This window comes from Streptomyces sp. V4I8, assembly GCF_041261225.1.
In the GTDB taxonomy this organism is placed as follows: domain Bacteria; phylum Actinomycetota; class Actinomycetes; order Streptomycetales; family Streptomycetaceae; genus Streptomyces.
This window is the reverse complement of sequence record NZ_JBGCCN010000001.1, coordinates 8,941,510-8,958,750: the sequence shown is the minus strand read 5'-3', so window position 1 is coordinate 8,958,750 and position 17,241 is coordinate 8,941,510. Positions and strand designations below refer to the sequence as shown.

The 17,241-nt window shown below is 69.4% G+C and carries 19 protein-coding genes; 3 read left to right on the top strand and 16 right to left on the bottom strand.

All coding sequences use genetic code 11. The features are described 5' to 3' along the window. Window positions 1-57: 57 nt before the first annotated feature. From ABIE67_RS40745 to ABIE67_RS40720, 6 genes are all read right to left on the bottom strand, one after another. Window positions 58-1,425 carry an aminotransferase class V-fold PLP-dependent enzyme gene (locus ABIE67_RS40745; protein ID WP_370266593.1) on the bottom strand — a complete coding sequence of 456 codons (1,368 nt, stop codon included), beginning with the start codon at window positions 1,423-1,425 and terminating at the stop codon, window positions 58-60. A gap of 19 nt (window positions 1,426-1,444) precedes the next feature. Then, window positions 1,445-2,929, bottom strand: a complete 1,485-nt coding sequence (locus tag ABIE67_RS40740) for an MFS transporter (protein WP_370266592.1) — start codon at window positions 2,927-2,929, stop codon at window positions 1,445-1,447. Beyond that, the gene (locus ABIE67_RS40735) at window positions 2,853-3,791 is read right to left on the bottom strand and encodes an alpha/beta fold hydrolase (protein WP_370266591.1); all 939 of its coding nucleotides are present in this window, start codon (window positions 3,789-3,791) and stop codon (window positions 2,853-2,855) included. The genes ABIE67_RS40740 and ABIE67_RS40735 overlap by 77 nt, the downstream gene beginning before the upstream one ends. A gap of 204 nt (window positions 3,792-3,995) precedes the next feature. Beyond that, a complete protein-coding gene (locus ABIE67_RS40730) occupies window positions 3,996-4,535 on the bottom strand; it encodes a DinB family protein (RefSeq protein WP_370266590.1) in 540 nt (179 codons plus the stop codon). Window positions 4,536-4,641: 106 nt separating this feature from the next. Continuing rightward, window positions 4,642-5,322: a hypothetical protein gene (locus tag ABIE67_RS40725; RefSeq protein ID WP_370266589.1), complete on the bottom strand. Its 681-nt coding sequence runs from the start codon at window positions 5,320-5,322 to the stop codon at window positions 4,642-4,644. After that, a complete protein-coding gene (locus tag ABIE67_RS40720) occupies window positions 5,319-6,692 on the bottom strand; it encodes an APC family permease (protein ID WP_370266588.1) in 1,374 nt (457 codons plus the stop codon). The genes ABIE67_RS40725 and ABIE67_RS40720 overlap by 4 nt, the downstream gene beginning before the upstream one ends. A gap of 70 nt (window positions 6,693-6,762) precedes the next feature. Between ABIE67_RS40720 and ABIE67_RS40715 the strand changes: the two genes are divergently transcribed. From ABIE67_RS40715 to ABIE67_RS40705, 3 genes are all read left to right on the top strand, one after another. Further along, window positions 6,763-7,770: a GlxA family transcriptional regulator gene (locus ABIE67_RS40715; RefSeq protein WP_370266587.1), complete on the top strand. Its 1,008-nt coding sequence runs from the start codon at window positions 6,763-6,765 to the stop codon at window positions 7,768-7,770. Window positions 7,771-7,864: 94 nt separating this feature from the next. Next, window positions 7,865-8,488 carry an HD domain-containing protein gene (locus tag ABIE67_RS40710; protein WP_370266586.1) on the top strand — a complete coding sequence of 208 codons (624 nt, stop codon included), beginning with the start codon at window positions 7,865-7,867 and terminating at the stop codon, window positions 8,486-8,488. Further along, window positions 8,485-8,982, top strand: a complete 498-nt coding sequence (locus ABIE67_RS40705; RefSeq protein ID WP_370266585.1) for a hypothetical protein — start codon at window positions 8,485-8,487, stop codon at window positions 8,980-8,982. The genes ABIE67_RS40710 and ABIE67_RS40705 overlap by 4 nt, the downstream gene beginning before the upstream one ends. 62 nt (window positions 8,983-9,044) lie before the next feature. Here ABIE67_RS40705 and ABIE67_RS40700 read toward each other — a convergent pair whose 3' ends face one another. From ABIE67_RS40700 to ABIE67_RS40655, 10 genes are all read right to left on the bottom strand, one after another. After that, complete coding sequence (locus tag ABIE67_RS40700; RefSeq protein WP_370266584.1) at window positions 9,045-10,271, bottom strand: cytochrome P450; 1,227 nt, start codon at window positions 10,269-10,271, stop codon at window positions 9,045-9,047. Window positions 10,272-10,282: 11 nt separating this feature from the next. Further along, window positions 10,283-10,516 carry a ferredoxin gene (locus ABIE67_RS40695; RefSeq protein ID WP_370266583.1) on the bottom strand — a complete coding sequence of 78 codons (234 nt, stop codon included), beginning with the start codon at window positions 10,514-10,516 and terminating at the stop codon, window positions 10,283-10,285. A 168-nt stretch (window positions 10,517-10,684) separates the two neighbouring features. Further along, window positions 10,685-11,029 carry a cupin domain-containing protein gene (locus ABIE67_RS40690; RefSeq protein ID WP_370266582.1) on the bottom strand — a complete coding sequence of 115 codons (345 nt, stop codon included), beginning with the start codon at window positions 11,027-11,029 and terminating at the stop codon, window positions 10,685-10,687. Next, window positions 11,022-11,432: an MmcQ/YjbR family DNA-binding protein gene (locus tag ABIE67_RS40685; protein ID WP_370266581.1), complete on the bottom strand. Its 411-nt coding sequence runs from the start codon at window positions 11,430-11,432 to the stop codon at window positions 11,022-11,024. Before ABIE67_RS40685 ends, ABIE67_RS40690 begins: the two co-directional genes overlap by 8 nt. Before the next feature lie 26 nt (window positions 11,433-11,458). Beyond that, window positions 11,459-12,322 (bottom strand): dimethylargininase, encoded by an 864-nt coding sequence (gene ddaH / locus ABIE67_RS40680; protein ID WP_370266580.1) that lies wholly within the window; start codon window positions 12,320-12,322, stop codon window positions 11,459-11,461. Between the two features lie 43 nt (window positions 12,323-12,365). After that, the gene (locus tag ABIE67_RS40675) at window positions 12,366-12,692 is read right to left on the bottom strand and encodes an NIPSNAP family protein (protein ID WP_370266579.1); all 327 of its coding nucleotides are present in this window, start codon (window positions 12,690-12,692) and stop codon (window positions 12,366-12,368) included. Between the two features lie 48 nt (window positions 12,693-12,740). After that, on the bottom strand, window positions 12,741-12,989 hold the full coding sequence (locus tag ABIE67_RS40670; protein ID WP_370266578.1) for an acyl carrier protein: 249 nt from the start codon (window positions 12,987-12,989) through the stop codon (window positions 12,741-12,743). A gap of 1 nt (window position 12,990) precedes the next feature. Further along, window positions 12,991-14,856 (bottom strand): HAD-IIIC family phosphatase, encoded by a 1,866-nt coding sequence (locus ABIE67_RS40665; protein WP_370266577.1) that lies wholly within the window; start codon window positions 14,854-14,856, stop codon window positions 12,991-12,993. Next, a complete protein-coding gene (locus ABIE67_RS40660) occupies window positions 14,856-15,890 on the bottom strand; it encodes a 3-oxoacyl-[acyl-carrier-protein] synthase III C-terminal domain-containing protein (protein WP_370266576.1) in 1,035 nt (344 codons plus the stop codon). The genes ABIE67_RS40665 and ABIE67_RS40660 overlap by 1 nt, the downstream gene beginning before the upstream one ends. Continuing rightward, on the bottom strand, window positions 15,887-17,236 hold the full coding sequence (locus ABIE67_RS40655; protein WP_370266575.1) for a cation:proton antiporter: 1,350 nt from the start codon (window positions 17,234-17,236) through the stop codon (window positions 15,887-15,889). Before ABIE67_RS40655 ends, ABIE67_RS40660 begins: the two co-directional genes overlap by 4 nt. Window positions 17,237-17,241 lie beyond the last annotated feature (5 nt).

Here is a 17,241-nt window from a genome sequence, read left to right as displayed (position 1 = left end):
GGCTCGTACCGGTGTGGCCCGGGAGGGGCCGGGCAGGCTTCACCGCGCCATGCGCCATCAGCGCAGCGCCCTCACGGCCTTGACGACCCTGCCGATCTGCTCGGGGGCGGTCACCATGGTCGGTCCGAAGCGCAGGTGCGGATGTGCGTAGGGGGTCTCTGTGGCGATGACTTTGTGGGCGGCGCGGAGTTCGTGTTCGGCGTCGGCAGCGGCCCAGCCCTCCACGGTGCAGCAGACGACGCCGGCCGACACGGACGGGTCGCGGGGGGTCAGGACGCGTACGTTCGGGAGCCGCTCCAGTTCGTCCTTGAGAAGGGTGGCCTGGGAGGTGATGCGCTCGGCGATTCGGGCGCGGCCGATGGTCTCGTGGAAGCGGACGGCCGCGGGAACGGCCCAACGGTGTTCGAAGGAGTGGTAGCCGCCAGGGGTTTCGAGGATCGCGGGCGCCGCCACCGGGTCGCGGTCGCCCACCCAGCCCTCATAGCCTTCACGGCTGAAGTTGGGAATCACCGGAGCCACGAACGGCCAGTGCTCGGGCTTGCCCCACAGCAGGCCGGTACCGCGCGGTCCGTGCAGCCACTTGTGCGTGCTGGTGGCGAAGAAGTCGCAGCCGAGGTCCGTCATCGTGCTGTTCTCGGCGGCGAATCCATGGACACCGTCCAGGCAGAACAGGACGTGGTCGGCGAGATCCCGCCTGGCGTTGATGTCTCGCAACGCGTCGGCTATGGCACGCGCCGGCAGCTTCACGCCGTTGTCGGAGTTCACCCAGGTCAGAGCGAGCACACGGGTGCGTGGGGTGATCGAGCGGACAATCCGGGTGACGATCTCGTCCGTCGTCGCCATTGCCGGGTCGTCGTACAGCCTGATCTTGCGCACCGGGACACCATCTCGCTGGTGGCGCAGGCGCAGCGCCTGGTGCGTGGCATAGAAGTCGTGCTCGCTGGTGACCATCTCCTGGCCGCTACCCATCCGCAGGCCGCCGTAGAGGAGTGCGAGCCCCATGGTGGTGCTGTCGGTCAATGCCACGTCGTCCGCGTCGGTACCGAGGAAGCCGGCCAGCGATGCGCGCACTTCCAGGCTGCGGTCCTGGTCGATGAAGCCGGCTCCGGCAGCGATCGGGTCCGCATCCAGCGCGTCGCGGTGGCGTTCGATCGCGTCACGGACCTGGCGGGGGTGCGAGGCGAGGACAAACGCCGAGAACTGCAGGTAGTCACGCGACAGTGCGAACTGGTCGCGTACGGAACCCCAGTCCGTGGGGTCGAACCCGTGCTGCGAGGCGGCGGGAGCAGCCTGAGCCGCGCTGGCCGGTAATCCGATGGCTGCGGTGGCGCCGAGAGTAGCTGTGGCGAAGCCGCGACGGGTCAGGCCACCTCGTGATGTCTCAGGTCGCGGGATGGCTGCGCCGGTCGTGCCGGACGTGTTCACAGTAATCACCCTTTTGTCGTCAGAGAGGGAGCGAGGAGTTGTCCGTGTGACTGGCCCGGGTCTTGGAAGCCGTGTCTGTGCCGTGGTGTGGATGCCGTCGCGTGCGCACGGCGATGGCCGTTGCCGCGGTGACGGCCAGCATCTCCAGCCCGGCCGCGGTCCAGCCGACTGCGGGGACCCCGGACCGGTCGAGTGCGAGAGAGCCGAGGAAACCGCCCAGGGAGATGCCGATGTAGATGGCGCTTGCGTTCAGGGACAGGACGATGCCCGCGGACTCCGGTGCCAGCTCCACGATCCGATGCTGCTGCACCGGAGCGAAGGACCAGCCGAAGATGCCCCAGACCACCAGAGCCACGGCGGCCAGCCCCGCGCCCAGTGAGCCGTGCACGCCCAGTGAGCCGAGCACACCGAAGGAGGCCAGAGCGAGGGTGAGTCCACAGGTGCTGATCACCATGAGCCGGGTCGTGGGATAGCGGTCGGCGGCCCGTCCGCCCAGCGCGTTGCCCGCCACAGCCGCGACACCGAAGATCATCAGCCAGATGCTGAGTGCTCCCCCATGGATGCCGCCCACCGCGTCCAGGACCGGGCTCATGTAGGTGAGGACGGTGAACGCGCCGGAGATCCACAGCATGGTGAGGCCCAGCATCGCGGGGACCCCCCGGGTCCGTGCCACCGACAGCCGTGCCCTCAGACCGATGGCGGGATCCGGCGGCAGTGGAGGCAGCATCAGCACCAGTCCTACGGTGGCCACGACGCTGAGGCCGGCCACGAACAGGAAGGTGGTCCGCCAGCCGAAGGCGCCGCCGATGAGGGTGCCCAGCGGCACGCCGGCCGCGGTGGCGATGGCGATACCGGCGCCCACGGTGCCCAGCGCCCGGCCGCGTTCTTCGGCGGGGACCAGTGCCGGTACGGCGGCGGCCGCGGCCGGGGTGAACACGGCGGCGGCGATGGCCGACAGGACCCGCACGGCGAGCATCGTCCCGTACGAGTCGACCAGGGCGGCGGCGACGTTGGAAACGACGAACAGACCGAGGCTGCCGATGAGGACCGGCCGACGCGGCAGATTACCGATCGCCACGCCCAGCACGGGGGCGCCGATCGCGTAGCGAGGGCGAACACGGTGACGAACTGGCCTGCCGCACTCTCGGTCACGTCGAGATCGTGCGCCATCTCGGGCAGCAGACCGGCGATGACATAGCCATCGGTGCCGATGGCGAAGGTGCCAACCGCGAGCATGAGTAGCCAGACCCTGTGGGACATGTGGGGGGTGTACCTCCAGAGGAGCGGACAGGGCACCGTCGGGGCATCCGATCACCCGCCTCGGTGGCGGGGCGCGGCCGACGGCATGGGTGCGCGGACCCAGGCGGGTGGGTCGAGGCCCGGGTCTGGCCGGGGATGCGCACGCCGGTGGACGGCACTGGAGCTTGTCAGGTGGTCTGCAGGAAGAGTTGGAGAAGGGCCAGCAGGGTCTCGGGGGCGTCTTCGGAGGGGAAGTGCCCGACATCCGGCAGCTCGATCACCGGCGCATCGGGATAGGCCAGTTGGAACGCGGGGATGACGTAGCGCGGCAGGAGGGCGGTGTCGCGCATGCCCTCCACGAGAACGGCGGGCTTGGCCCGCAACGCCTCGACAGCGTCCGGGTTCGGCGGTGAGGGTGCGACGTCCGGGTCCGGTGCCACCAGCTGCTGCGGGAAGCGGAGCACGCCTTGGCAGGCGGCCCGGTCGGTGAAGTGCGCGGCGTACGCACGGACCCAGGTGGGGGTGATGTGCTGTGGGCGCGTGATGGTCTGCAGCGCCAGCATCAGGTGTGTGACGCTGCTGCCTGCTCCGCCCAGGGTCTGCTCCAGCGTGCCGTTGGCGTGGGCCGCACTCGCCCAGCGGAACCAGTGGCTGTCGGCGAAGTTCTCCGCCATCAGCTTGTCGTAGCCGGGCAGGCCGAGCGGCAGGACCGTGTTGGTGGCGAAGACGCGGGCGATGCGGCCGGGGTGGCGTAATGCGAATCCGGTGCCGATGGGTCCGCCCCAGTCGTGCATGACGAGCGTGATGTCGTGCAGATCGAGCACGTCGACCAGCAGCGCTTCGAGATTGTCGATGTGCTCCCCGGCCAGGTAGGTGCGATCTGCGGGGGTGGCGCTCTTTCCGAACCCCATGTGGTCGGGGACGATGACCCGCCGTTCCTGGGCGAGCGGTCCGATCAGGTGCCGCCACAGGTAGCCCCATGTCGGCTCGCCGTGCAGGAACACGACGGCGCCGCCGCCGTCGCGCGGACCTTCATCGACGTAATGCTGGCGAAATCCTGCGGCCTCCGTGAAATGCGGTGGGTAGGGCCAGGTCCTGTCGAAGGTCTCACCAGCTGGAATCATCATTCGCCCTTCCACGCGCATGTTCACGACGACGCGGCCTCGTGGGCCGTCCACTCGCCTCCGTCAGTCTTCGACATCCCAGAAGGATGAACAATGAACAGAACCGTCAATGATCACTGAATTCCCGCCAGCAGGCGTCGGGCCGCGCATGCCGGTGCGCGGTTCCGGGATCCGGTCGGGCGAGGCTTCGCACCCGCCCTTGTGCCGTCACACGCCGGTGAGCCCGTCGACCGACTCTCGGAGAAGGTCGGCATGTCCGTTGCGACGTGCGTACTCCTCGATGACGTGGCACACGATCCATCGAAGGCTGGGGGCTTCACCGCCGGACTGCGGGCGTCGGGCCAGGTGGGCGAGGCCGCCCTTCGCCAACGCCTCCGCGGTCAGGGAACGGGAGCGAGCCACGGCATCCCGCCAGAGGGACAGGAGTTGCTCCGCAGTGTCGTCGGCGGCCGAGTTCCAGTCCCAGTCGCTGTCGTGGTCCCAGTCGACCGCGTTCCACGGGGGCGCCGGATCGTGGCCGTGAAGTCCCCGGGAGAACCACCAGTCCTCGGCGAAGGCCAGGTGCTTCAACAGCCCGCCCAGCGTCATGGTGGAGGCACCGACGGTCGCCCGAAAACCGGCTGCGTCCAGCCCCGAGCATTTCCATTCCAGTGTCGCGCGCTGGTAATCCAGAAAACCCAGCAACGTGGCGGTCTCGTCGCCCGAAAGCGGGGGTTCCGGGCGCTTCTGATCGTCTAATTCCATCATGCCGAGAATCCTAGCCATCCTGCCTTCGCAGCGGCAGTGAATGAACTCCTGGGCTTCGTATCCGAATTCCAAGAAATGGCGGGGGATCAATTCGCTGTCATCGACTTCACGGGGCGAAGTCTCCTCTGGTGAAGCGCATGTAGCAGTAGTCGTCCAGCAGCTTCGGCAGTGACCTGCCCTCGCTGCCGAGGGCCGAGGCCAGCGCCCGCTCGTCCAGCCCGCTCTCGTCGAGCAGCCGACGTGCCCATCTTTGTCCGAGGCGCTGGTGGGCCATGAACGCCATCGCGTCGCGGGCGCCGTGCAGACTGTTCGCGATGGCGTCGTCCCATGGCATGAAGGTGCGCGGGCGCAACCGGTACAGCGCCTTGGCCGCCGCCGTGGGCCCGAGCGACCGCGGGCGCGCGGGCGTCCCGACGGTCAGGTTCGCCAGATCCGCGTAGTACTCGCCCAGCAACGTGATGTCCTGGTGGGTCAGTTGGGCGAGGGTCACCTCCGCCGGGACCATCGCGCCCGCCCAGCGGGCCGCCCAGTCGCGGATGCCTGCGTCGAACAGATCGGTCTCCCCGTCGCGGGGGTAGCGGATGCGGCATCCCCAGGAGTTGAGCCAGCTCAGCAGCGCCGTGCGGTGCTCCCGGATCGCGAGGTCCAGCGTGGGCGCGGTGGTCTCGGGTGTGGCCGTCCGGTCGACGCCCGGCAGTTGTGAGAACCGGGCCACCGCGGCTCGGAGCTGTTCCAGATCGGGCGTGTGCGGTCCGGCGGGCACACTGGTCAGAGTTCTGTCGGTCACGAGTTTCTCTCTAGGGGGTCCGAAGACGAGTCAATGAGTGGGGCGGCAACCACGGCCTGCACGCCGTCCGTTGTCGCCCCGACGGATGTCCCTCGGTCAGCGCGCCGGCCTCCGAGGCTGAGGTAGAGCAGTGCGGCGCCGGTGACCGCGAGCGGCCAGAGGAGGTACCGGCCCGACATGAGCAGCATGATCACCACCGCGGCGAGCGCGACGATCGCCGCCGTCCGAGCCTTGCCTCGCTTCGGCAGCAGCCGCATCGCGGCGGCCACGCCGACGGCATACACCGCTACGAACGACCCTGTGGTCAGCAGCACCAAGGGGCGGGCGCCCAGGCCGGTCACGGTCACGATGGCCAGCGTCAGCAGGGCGAGCGAGGAGACTATGCCGAGGCTGCGGCGTGGCACCTCGCCGACCGTGCTGCCGCGGGTGAGCCAGGCCGGCAGCGCCCCGTCGCGGCCGAGTGCGGCACCGAGCTTGGCGGCGCCCGCGAAGTAGGCGTTCATCGCTCCGAGGGTGAGGAGCAGCGCCGCCACCGCGGCCAGCATCCGGGCGTTGCCGCCCAGGCCCCGGGCCATGAGCTCTCCGAGCGGCGCCTCGGCGTGTGCGGCGCCCGGCCCCAGCACCGCGATGACGGCGAAGGCCACGGCCAGATACAGCACGCCGACGATGACGACTGCGGCCGTTGTCGCTCGGGGCAGGTCACGGCCCGGGGAGCGGAACTCACCCGCCAGGTGGGTGATCGCCTCCCACCCGGCGAAGCTCCACACCAGCAGGGCCGCTGCCGGAGCGATCGCCGCCCAGCCGTGCGGTGCGAAGGGCCTCAGGTTCTCGGTGCTCGCGTGCGGCAGCGACAGGGCCACCGCCACCAGCAGCAGGGCGACGAGCAGCCCGGCCAGGGCGAACTGGAACCGCCCGGTCACCTGTACGCCCACCGCGTTGGAAGCGGTGACGACGACCATCAGCACGACCGCCGTCACCGTGGTGGTGGTCCGTCCGCCGCCGAGCGCCGCCGACACGTAGGCGCCGCCGAAGAGAGCGGCCGCGCTCGCCCCCGGGGGCACCGCGAGATAGAAACACCAGCCGACCACCGCTGCCGTACGGTCACCGAACGCCAGGCGCGCGTAGGTCGACACCCCGCCCGCGTCCGGATGCCGTGCGCCCAGCGCCGCGAAGGTCGCTGCCAGCGGAGCCGACAGCAGCACGAGCGCGAGCCACGCGAGCAGGGAGGCGGGGCCGGCGGCCTCGGCGGCGAGTGCGGGCAGGGCGATCACCCCGGTACCCAGGACCGCGCCCACGTACATCGCCGTGCCCTGGAATACGGTGAGCCGCCCCGCTGACCGGCTCTTCGTTTCGCTCGTCTCGGAGCTCATGGGAAGAGGGTTCCTGACATGATCAGCATGAACAAGCGGCGGAAAAGACAGGGTGCGCTAAATTTCTGCCATGCAGCGACATGTTGTGGCCGTCGCCGTGACCGACGGTGCTCCGACGTTCGAACTGGCCGTTCCCTGCGAGGTGTTCGGCATCGACCGCAGTGACCTGGTCGATCCCTGGTACGAAATGCGGTTGTGCGCCGCGCAGTCCGGTCCGCTGCGCACCGCGGCCGGGCTCGTCGTGCCCGCCTCGCACAGCCTGGACCAGCTGCCCGAGGCGGATACCGTGGTGGTGGCGGCATGTTCCCGGGACGTGCAGATCGATCCTCCCGTCGCCCTGCTGAAGGCCGTACGCAAGGCCCATGAGCTGGGCCGGCGCATCGTCTCCATCTGCTCCGGCGCCTATGTGCTGGCGGCCGCGGGGCTGCTCGACGGACGGCGGGCCACGGCACACTGGATGAACGCGATGGACTTCAGCCACCGTTTCCCCGATGTCGAGTTCGACCCGACGTCCCTCTACATCGAGGACGGCACCATCCTCACCTCGGCCGGCACGGGATCCGCCATCGACCTCTGCCTCCACCTGGTTCGCCAGGACTTCGGCTCCGCGGTCGCCAACGAGGTCGCCCGGCGCATGGTCGTACCACCACACCGCGAGGGCGGACAGGCCCAGTACGCACGACCGCCCGTCCGGGTGCGCAGGACGAACGACACCCTCGCGCCCGTCCTGGAATGGGCCCGCCGCCGTCTGCACGAGCAGCTGACGGTGCCGCAGCTCGCCCGGGAGGCGGGGCTGAGCGAGCGTACCTTCGCCCGTCGGTTCCGTGAGGCTCTCGGCACAACGCCCCTGCAGTGGGTCCTGCAGGAACGGGTCCGGCTCGCCCAGGAGTTGCTGGAGACGACCGGAGACCCGGTGGAGAGCGTCGCGCAACGCACCGGGTTCGGCAGCGCCACCAACCTCCGGTACCACTTCGGCCGGCTCACCGGTATCTCCCCGCAGACGTACCGCCACGTCTTCCGCCATCGCGCGGCCCAGCAGCGGCGTGGGACGTCGCCGTCCACAAAGCGCGTCGGATGAGAGGGAGTGCCCGGAATTCTGCGAACGCTGTCGCTAATTCCGCGATTCAATCCGCGCCCATGGCGATATACCAAACCGGCACTATGGTGAGCCCGTGATCGAATTACCTTCCCTGCCCAGTCATCCAGGTGCGACGAGGGCGCAGCACGTCCTGAACCGTCTCGTGCGCCCGGCGATCGTGAACCACAGCATCCGCACCTATCTGTGGGCCGTTCTCGCAGGCGAACGACGCGGCATGGCCCCCGGCACCGACTACGACGACGATCTGCTGTTCTACGCCTGCTCGTTGCACGACCTCGGCACCTCGGACGCCCACGACGGCCCTCTCCGGTTCGAGGTGGAGGGCGCCGACGCGGCCGCCGAACTACTGACCGCCGAGGGCCTGGATGCCGCCCGGGTCGACCTGGTGTGGGAGGCCATCGCCCTGCACACCTCACCCCATATCGCCGAAAGACGCGGCCCCCTCACCCTGCTCACCCGGCTGGGCGTGCTGACCGACTTCGGCCAGGAGACGATCGACGATCCCGCCGTACGGGAGGAGGTGGAACGGCTCCACCCCCGGATGGGCATCGAACAGGAGTTGACGGACGCGGTCGTCGCGCAGGCCGTGCGCCGGCCCGAGAAGGCTCCTCTCCATTCCTGGCCCGGCGGTCTTCTCCGCGCCCACCTCGACGCCGCCTCTCACCCCGCCGCACAGCCCGAAAGGACAGAAGCGTGACGGATTCCGCCGCCTCCCTCGCCCACCCCACCGGGCCGGGCGCCTTCGACTTCCTGATCGGCACCTGGCACGTGACCAACCGCCGGCTGCGCGAACCGTTGTCCGGCAGCGGCGACTGGGAGGAGTTCCCCGCGACGGCCACCTGCCGCGGCACTCTGTTCGACGGCGGGGCGAACCTGGACGAGATCGTCTTTCCCACCAAGGACTTCTCGGGTCTCACGTTGCGCCTGTACGACACAGAGCGCGACGAGTGGTCCCTGAACTGGGTCAACAGCCTCACCGGCCGGATGTCCCCGTCGATCGTGGGCCGGTTCGGGCCGAACGGGGTCGGCGAGTTCCACGGGGAGGAGATCCACCAAGGTGCCTCCGTGCGATGCCGTTTCATCTGGTCCGGGATCACCGCGGACTCGGCACGTTGGGAGCAGGCGTTCGCCATGACGGGAGACGGCGACTGGGAGACCAACTGGGTCATGGACTTCCGGCGTACTGCCTGACGGTTCGGGGGTACCGGCGTGCCGCTTGCCGGTACCCCCACCCCCTCCCCCCGGGCCCGGCCTCAGGCGACCGTGCGGACCGGTAGCTCGACCAGGCCGTGCATGATGGTGCTGGCCTTCCAGCGGAACGTGTCCGGGTCGGCGGCGAAGCTCAGGTCCGGGAAGCGCCGCAGCAGCCGGCCCACGCCGATCTCCACCTGGAGCCGGCCCAGGGGCGCACCCGCGCAGTAGTGGATGCCGTGACCGAAGGCCAGGTTTCCGCTGATCCTGCGGGTGATGTCCAGCTCGTCGGGGTTCTCGAACTTCTCGGCGTCCCGGTTGGCCGAGCCCAGCGCGACCACCACGATCTCACCGCCAGGAATCGTCACGCCGTTCAGCGGGATGTCGTCCGTGGTGAACCGGAAGGTCGCCAGCCCCACCGGCCCCTCGTAGCGCAGCATTTCGTCCACCGCGTTCGGCAGCAGCGACGGGTCGGACTTGAGCAGAGCCAGCTGGTCGGGGTTGCGCAGCAGTGCGTGGACCGCGTTGCCGATCATGCTGAGCGTGGTGTCGTGGCCCGCGACCACGAGGAGGAAGACCATCGCCACCAGTTCGGACTTGGTGAGCCGGTCGCCGTCCTCGGTGGCCTGGACGAGGGCGCTGAACATGTCCTCGCCCGGGTTGGCGTTCTTGGCGTCGATGAGCGCCTCGGTGAACTCGGTGACGGCGGCCGAAGCCGAGGCCACCTCCTCCTCGGTGTGGTTGGCACCGACCAGGGTGTTGGTCCAGGAACGGAACACCGCACGGTCCTCGGGGGGCACGCCGAGCAACTCCGCGAGCACGGTGATCGTGAGAGGGGCGGCGAACTGCTCGATGAGATCGGCTTGCGGGTTCTCGGCCAACCGGTCCAGCAGTTCGTCGGTGATCTCCTCGATCCTGGGGCGCAGCGCCTTGGCCCGGCGCTCGGTGAACGCCTTGCCGACCAGCCGGCGCAGCCGGGCGTGGTTGGGGGGATCGCTGTTGAGCATGTGCGCCGCCAGGTCGTTGTCGACCGCGGCCGGTGCTTCGGTGGGCGTCTCGGCATGCCGGGCGAACATCTCGTTGATGCGCCGGCCGTCCTTGCTCACTCGGCTGTCGGCCAGGAGCGTCCGCACATCGTCGTAGCGCGTCACCATCCAGACCTTGACGCCGTGCGGCATCAAGACCTTGCGCGGCGGCCCCTCCTCCCGCAACCGGGCGTAGAGCGCGTAGGAGTCCTGTACGAAATCGGCGGGTATCTTTTCCAGGATCTCCGCCTGGGAATTCTGCATCTGAAATCCTCTCAATCCACCGGGGCCAGTACGTTGCCCGTGGACACCTCGACGATGCGGATCGCCTCCCGCGGGCAGGAATCCGCGACGGCCAACACCTCGTCGTCCGCGTCGATTTCCGCGTCGATCGGCTGCGATTGGCCGTTCTGCAACCTGAAGCGGTCGGGCCGGTCTCCCATACAGACTCCGGAGCCGATACAGAAATCACGATCCACGGAAATACGCCAGCGGTTCTCAGTAGGCACGCACACCACTCCCAGCTTTCGTCTTCGGACAGCAGCAGAGAAATCGGTACCGCAGTGTTCGACAGCGAATCAGCCGCGCTGTCCTTTCGGCAATGTTCACGCGATGGGCGAGGCGTTCAAGCGTGGCCGGTCGCCACTTGAACGCGCCTCACCGGCCATCGCCGCGGATCACGGCTCGGGTGTCTCGCTCGGCGCGAAGACGACGAGCACGCGCAGGTCCTCGGTGATGGAGTGGAAGCGATGCGGTATACGCGCCGGCACGAAGCAGACCGAGCCGGCTGCCACCGGATGGTCCTTCTCACCGATCCGCAGCACGGCGCGACCGCTGACCACGTGGTACAGCTCGTCCTCGGCGTGCGGCTGCTGGGGATCGTCGGCCCCCGCCCGCAGCGCGTACATCCCGGCGCTCATGGCAGGAATGTGGAGGAACTCCAGGTACCGGCGTCCCTCAGCGGCCTGACGGGCGTCCAGAGTCACCAGGTCGTACACCTCTGCGCCGCCGCCGTCAGTCATCTCCCGCACCCTCCTCCTTCACGGGCGCGGCGGGCTCGTCCCGCCGAACCGTCCGTGCCTCCAGCTGGGCCAGGCGGTCCACCGAGAGCCGTTTGGGCACGACCATCGCCCAGGCGCCGACGACGAGTTCGGTCAGTTCGTCCTCGTCCAGCGGTGCCAGCCACACGCGGACCCAGTTGTACCGCTCGTCGGAGGGCACCGGCATGAAGTACTTCTCCGGCTCCGAGGCGATCAGCTCGACGCGTTCCTCCCGTGGAAACGCGAATCCCATGGACCGCTCGTCGCGGGACAGCGCCACGTAGACGAGCCGGCCGACCCGGAATTTGACCTGGTCGCGTACCAGTGCCTCCTCCGTGCGAGGCAGGGTGAGCGCCAGTGTCCGGACGTCCTGCGCCGTGGCCATCGTCCCCGTCCCTCCGACCCTGCTGTTCAGCCTCGCCCCTGACGAAGCTCCAGCGTGCAGCACTTGACGCTACCGCCCGCCTTGAGCAGCTCGGCGACGTCCACCCCGATCGGATTGAAACCCCGGTCCTTCAGGATCTCGACCAAGCCCGTCGCCGCCTGCGGCAGCACCACGTTGTAGCCGTCGGAGAACGCGTTCAGCCCGAACACGTCCGCGTCCGCCTTCGCCACCTCGATGGCCCCCGGGAACATCTCGCGCAGGACCGACAGGCTGCCGGGCGAGAAGGCGTCGGGGTAGTACATGATCTCGTCCGGCGACAGGACGGCCAGGGCCGTGTCCAGGTGGTAGAAGTTCGGGTCCACCAGGGTCAGACCGGTCACGGGCAGACCGAAGAACTCCTGGGCCTCGATGTGGGACCGGGGGTCGGAGCGGAAGCCCGTCCCGGCCAGGATGCGGCGGCCCGCCAGCAGGAAGTCGCCCTCACCCTCGTTGACGGCCTCGGGCCACAGCACCTCCTCGAAACCGTTGCGCAGGAACCACTCCAGATAGGCAGGTCCCTCAGCGGTCCGTTCCATGTGCCGGAATCGGGCGCCGAACACCTTGCCGTCGACGACCGTCGCCCCGTTCGCCGCGAACACCATGTCGGGCAGGCCCGGCAGCGGCTCGATCAGCTCCACCGTGTGCCCCAGCGCGATGTACACCTCGCGCAGCCGCTCCCACTGGAGCAGGGCCAGGGACCCGTCGGAGGGCTTGCGGGGGTTCATCCACGGATTGATGGAGTAGGTGACGTCGAAGAAGCGGGGCGCGCACATCAGGAGCCGGCGCGGGATCGCCGCCCGACTCGGTGTCGGCTTCGCGGGAGTGGCTGACAGGTCCGTGTCAGTCAGCATGGGCTGCTTCCTCCTCGTTGTAGTTCCAGCATGTCGTGGTGGGTCACCGGCCCAGGCGTTCACGCGGAGCCGTGTCGAGCGGGAGCACCGCCGTGCGATAGTCGGCGATCATCTCCATGACCGGCTTCTCGTAGTTCTCGGTCCACTCCTCGCTGGCGTAGAACCGCTCCTGCACACCGACGCGCTCCTCCTCGGAGGCGAACACCCGCAGCAGGACATAGCCGTCCTCATCGTTGAGCGCGGGGCCGTAGGACACCACGTCGATGCCCCAGCGGCGCATCATCGGGATCGTGCTGTCGCGGCTGATCCGGTCGAACTCCCCCCGCCGACCGGGCTGTACGGTGAACATCCGTACTTCGAGCAGACTCACGTTCCGTCTCTCCATTTCTGTCCGGTCGCCTTCGGGCCGTGGCCCGGCTCAGCGGTCCAGGGCCTTGGCGATCAGTGCGGTCATCTCGTCCGTCGTCCGGGCCGCGTGGAAGTCACGCAGTTCGAGCTTCACCTTGAAGCCGCTCTCCAGTTGGGCCAGCGCTTCCAGCGAGGTGATGCTGTCCCAGTCGTGGGCGGCCAGGACGGGCTGGTCCCTCAGGTCCTGCGGGCTGCACGCGAGGACGTCGCCGATGACGGCCACAACGATCTCGCCGATCTCCTCGACGGTTTCGCTCATGTCAACTCCCTGTGGGCGGTTCGTGGGCGGTGGCCTCGGATGCGGGGCCGCTCTCGGTGGGGATCCATGACGGGGTGGGATCGGGATCCCGACCTGGCGCGAAGGCGAACAGCCCGTCCCCGCGGGCCTCGAAGCCGGCCTTCTCCCAGAAACCCGCCGCCACGCTGTTCTTCGGCGACGGCACGAACGCGCCGGTGAGCCCGGTGGCACCGGCCTGCTCGGCCTGCCTGGCCACCCAGCCGGCCACAGCGAACTCGACACCCCGGCCCAGGACCCGGCAACTGAGCACCAGGTTGAGCACGTGCCACGTCTCCGCCGACCGGTCCACCCACACCGCACCGACGATCCCCTCGTCCCCGAACCGGTCGGAGACCGAGACAACCGCGACGAGGCGGGTGGGGTCGGTCAGCATGGCTCGCGTCGACACCTCGTCGAACCGGACCCCCGTCAAATTGAACTGGTTGGTGCGGGCCGCGAGTTGAGCAGCCCGAGCGACGCCGAACGGGGTGACCGGCTCGATCAGGACCTTCAGGTCGAGTGCCGACAGGTACTCCTCGGCCGAGGCGAACCCACCCGAGAAGTCCTTGCGCAGCCCTCGCGCCCGGTACAGCTCCGGGCGCTTGAGGTCGGTGCCCGTCAGCTCCAGGACGTCGAACCAGCCGCCCCGCACGAGCGAGGTCACCAGCTGCGCGGGCTCCCCACTCGCGTCGACCAGTGCGACTTCGGGCAACCGCGCGGCGACCTCGCCCCGCTCGAACGCCGAGTCGTCCATGAAAACCATCGACTGGGTGCTCAGCCCCAGTGTGTCGGCGGCCTGGCGCAGGTTGCCCGCCTTGGAGTCCCAGTTGACCATGCTGACCGAGAATGCCTCCGGCCGCAGCAGGGCTTCGGGGTGGTCGCAGAGCGCCCTTTCCACCGGCTCGGCATCGTTCTTGCTGGCGAGGACAAGGATGACGCCTTGGTCCCGCAGGGCGCGGACGGTCCACTGGAGCCGTTGGTAACTCTTACCGGGATACAGACCGCCGAGGGCCACACCCTCCGCACCGACCTCGCCCAGCACCCCGCCCCACAGGGTGTTGTCCAGGTCGATGGCGAGCACCTTGCGGGAGAGTCCCAGCCGTGCCTGCGCCACCCGGCGGACCCCGTCGGCGAGAAGGAGCAACGCTCCATCGGTATAGGGCAGATCGGCGTACGCGTGCAGGCGCTCGTCGCGGGCCCGCACTCCGGCATCGCCCAACAGGCCCACCAGGTCGACCACCTGGACCTGGCCGAACTCCTCCGCCAGTTCCAGCAGGCCGGTGTTGAGCCGGTACCACAGCCGGGTCAGCGCGGTGCGGTCCCGGAGACTGACGATGGTGTCCCGGATGTGCCCGGGCAACGGCACTGTGTGGAGCACCAGCGTGGCGTTGGTGGTGGACAGCGCCACCGTCACCAGCTCCCGCAGCTGTCGCAGCCGGTCCTCCAGATGCCCGGCCGCCGACTGCGGCTCGGCGAAGTCCGGTTCGGCCGGCAGGAACCAGGACTCGTCCAGTACGCAGGCGACCAGATCGGACGCGGCGTCGAAACCGCCGGTGGCCAGGGTGATCTCGAAGGACCCGTACGGGGCGGCCGTGATCTCCGGTAGCGCTCCGGCTCCCACCAGGCGGGACCGGAGCAACGCCTCGAACGGCCCGACGGTGCAGTTGGCCACCACGGACACGCGCACCGGCCGCAGCTCTCCCGCCGGGTCGGCCAGAGCGGCCAGGGCACGTCCGGCCTTTCGCAGCAGGGCGGGGTCGTCGGTCCCGGCCAGCGCCAGGCGTACATCGGCCGGGGGCGCATGCCCGGCGGAGACGGCCCCGCGCAGGGCGTCGATCAGCTCGGTCATCAGATCCTCACCAGGGTGCAGTACCAGCGCATGCCGATCGAGATGCCGATCATGGCCACCACGTCGCCCGGGACGAGCTCGCCCGTCTCGGTCATCATCGCGACGGTGGCGACGTGGTCGGCCGCGCCCATGTGCCCGTGCAGGGCGGCCATCGCCGCGTTGGTGCGGTCCACGGGGATGGCGAACTCCTCGGCGATCTCCTCGAACGACCCCTGGTTGTCGTTGAGATGGACCACCTTGGCGATGTTCTCGCGCTTCACCCCGGCCCGGTCACACGCCCGGTCCACCACCTCGACGAGCCGGCTGTTGAGAGCCCGCACGAAGTCGCGCAACCCCGCCGGGTTGTCCCGGAAGTGGTCCTGTACGCGCTCCAGGCCGTTGGTGTGGTCACGGACCGTCCACCCGTCGGGCGCGACCGGGGCCACCGAGCCGCCGTAGTCGGTGCGGAACCAGTCGGCCACCTCCGGGTCGGTGAACTGCTCGGTGGCGAGCCACCGGCCTGCGTCGTGCCCACGGCGCAGGACGACGGCGGAGGCACCGTCGCTGTGGATGGCGTTGTTCACCTTCATACGGTTGCGGTGGTACTCACTCACCCGGTTCACCGCGACGAACAGGACGTTCGTCAGCTCCGGGTGGACGGCGAACAGACCCGCCGCGTTCCCGAAGCCGGTCACTCCGCTGACGCAGCCCTCGCTGAGCAGCAGGGTGGGCTTCAGATGGATCTTCAGCTCCCGCGCCAGCGCGGCGCTCGCGTCCCAGTTGAGGTAATCGGGCACATCGGAGACCGCCAGGATCAACTGGTCGACGTCGTCCGGGGTCAGGCCCGCCCGGTCGAGGGCCATCCGGGCGGCCCGTGCCGCGAGTTGGGTGCCCGTCATGCCTTCCGGGGCGCGGTGGAAGCGCTTGTAGCCCCAGCGGTAGACACGCTCCGGGTCGTCGACGAACTCCTCGACGGCCTCGGCGACGACGTCGCAGTCGTCCCCGAAGGCGTACCCGTAGGACACGATGCCGAAGTCGATCGGTTGGCTGTTCACTGAGTCCTGCCTTCACTTGTCAGGTCGGCTGTGTCTCGCCGCGGGCTGTCGCCGAGGTGCAACCGCCGTCTGCGTTCTTCTTCAGGGGTCGGTTCGATACGGGCCATCGCGAACTTGATGACGGGCGGGGCCATCACCGAGGTCACCACCGCGACCAGGACGACGACGGTGTAGGTGGCCGTGGTGAGCACGCCCAGCCGAAGCCCGACCATGGCGAGCACCACCTCGACCACTCCGCGGGCGTTCATGCCGGCCCCCAGGGCGAGCGCCTCCCAGCCGCTGAGCCTGCTGGTGCGGGCGCCGAGGTAGGCCCCGGCGAACTTGCCCAGGATGGCTACGGCCAGGGCTGAGACGCCGAGGGCCGCCACCTCGGGTCGGACCAGGGTGGTCAGGTCCATCCGCAGGCCCGCTGACGCGAGGAAGATCGGTGCGAGCACCCCGAGGACGACGGCCCGCAGCGGCGCGAGCAGCACCACACCGCCCCCGCCCGCCGCCGATATGGCCACGCCGCACAGGAACGCGCCGAAGAGAGGCTCCAGCCCGAGGGCATGGGTGCCCGCGGCGGACAGCAGCACCAGCACCGCCGTGAGGGTGATGGCCGGCCCCGCGCCGTCCGCCCGCCCGGCACGGCGGTAGAGCGCGGGCACGGGCCAGCGGGCGAACAGCGCCGCCAGCAGCACTACCGCCACGAGCGCGGCCACCGACGACAGCACCGTCCCGGCCGTCACCCCGGTGGTGGCCATGGCCGTCACCACGGACACCAGCAGCCAGCCCACCGCGTCGTCGATCATGCCAGCCGCCAGCGTCAACTGCCCGATGTTCCGGTGCAGCAGATGCATGTCCATCAGCGTCTTGGCGATCACCGGGATGGCGCTGACGCACATCGCCACGCCCAGGAAGAGCGCGAAGACCGTGCGGTCACCGGACTCGGCCAGCAGCGAGCCGGGCAGCACCAGGCCCAGGGCCAGTCCGAGACCCAACGGCACCACGAGACCGAACAGACTGATCCGGGCGGCTGTCGCACCTTGTCTGCGGATCATCCCGAGGTCGAGGTGCAGTCCGCTGATCCCGACCAGCAGCAGTACGCCGAACTGCCCCACCGCATCGAGCAGATGAACCTGCTCGGCCTGTTGCGGGAAGAGCCAGCCGGACAGTGCGGGCGCAAGCGGCGCGAGTACGGACGGGCCGAGGAGCACCCCGGCGCACAGTTCTCCCACCACCGCGGGCCAGCCCAGGCGGGTCGCCAGCCGTCCGAGCAGCAGTGCCAGCGCCAGCAGCACACCGAGCTGCACGAGCAACACCAGCAGCGCTGTGTGGCCCAGGGGCGCGACGGGGGCGACCGCCACAGCTG

Bases quoted from the DNA above. Each gene is read 5' to 3' on its own strand.
- ABIE67_RS40740 (WP_370266592.1), bottom strand. From the start codon at position 2,929: ATGTCGGGCACTTCCCCTCCGAAGACGCCCCCGAGACCCTGCTGGCCC.
- ABIE67_RS40735 (WP_370266591.1), bottom strand. From the start codon at position 3,791: ATGATGATTCCAGCTGGTGAGACCTTCGACAGGACCTGGCCCTACCCA.
- ABIE67_RS40730 (WP_370266590.1), bottom strand. From the start codon at position 4,535: ATGATGGAATTAGACGATCAGAAGCGCCCGGAACCCCCGCTTTCGGGC.
- ABIE67_RS40720 (WP_370266588.1), bottom strand. From the start codon at position 6,692: ATGAGCTCCGAGACGAGCGAAACGAAGAGCCGGTCAGCGGGGCGGCTC.
- ABIE67_RS40715 (WP_370266587.1), top strand. From the start codon at position 6,763: ATGCAGCGACATGTTGTGGCCGTCGCCGTGACCGACGGTGCTCCGACG.
- ABIE67_RS40700 (WP_370266584.1), bottom strand. From the start codon at position 10,271: ATGCAGAATTCCCAGGCGGAGATCCTGGAAAAGATACCCGCCGATTTC.
- ABIE67_RS40690 (WP_370266582.1), bottom strand. From the start codon at position 11,029: ATGACTGACGGCGGCGGCGCAGAGGTGTACGACCTGGTGACTCTGGAC.
- ABIE67_RS40685 (WP_370266581.1), bottom strand. From the start codon at position 11,432: ATGGCCACGGCGCAGGACGTCCGGACACTGGCGCTCACCCTGCCTCGC.
- ddaH (WP_370266580.1), bottom strand. From the start codon at position 12,322: ATGCTGACTGACACGGACCTGTCAGCCACTCCCGCGAAGCCGACACCG.
- ABIE67_RS40670 (WP_370266578.1), bottom strand. From the start codon at position 12,989: ATGAGCGAAACCGTCGAGGAGATCGGCGAGATCGTTGTGGCCGTCATC.
- ABIE67_RS40665 (WP_370266577.1), bottom strand. From the start codon at position 14,856: ATGACCGAGCTGATCGACGCCCTGCGCGGGGCCGTCTCCGCCGGGCAT.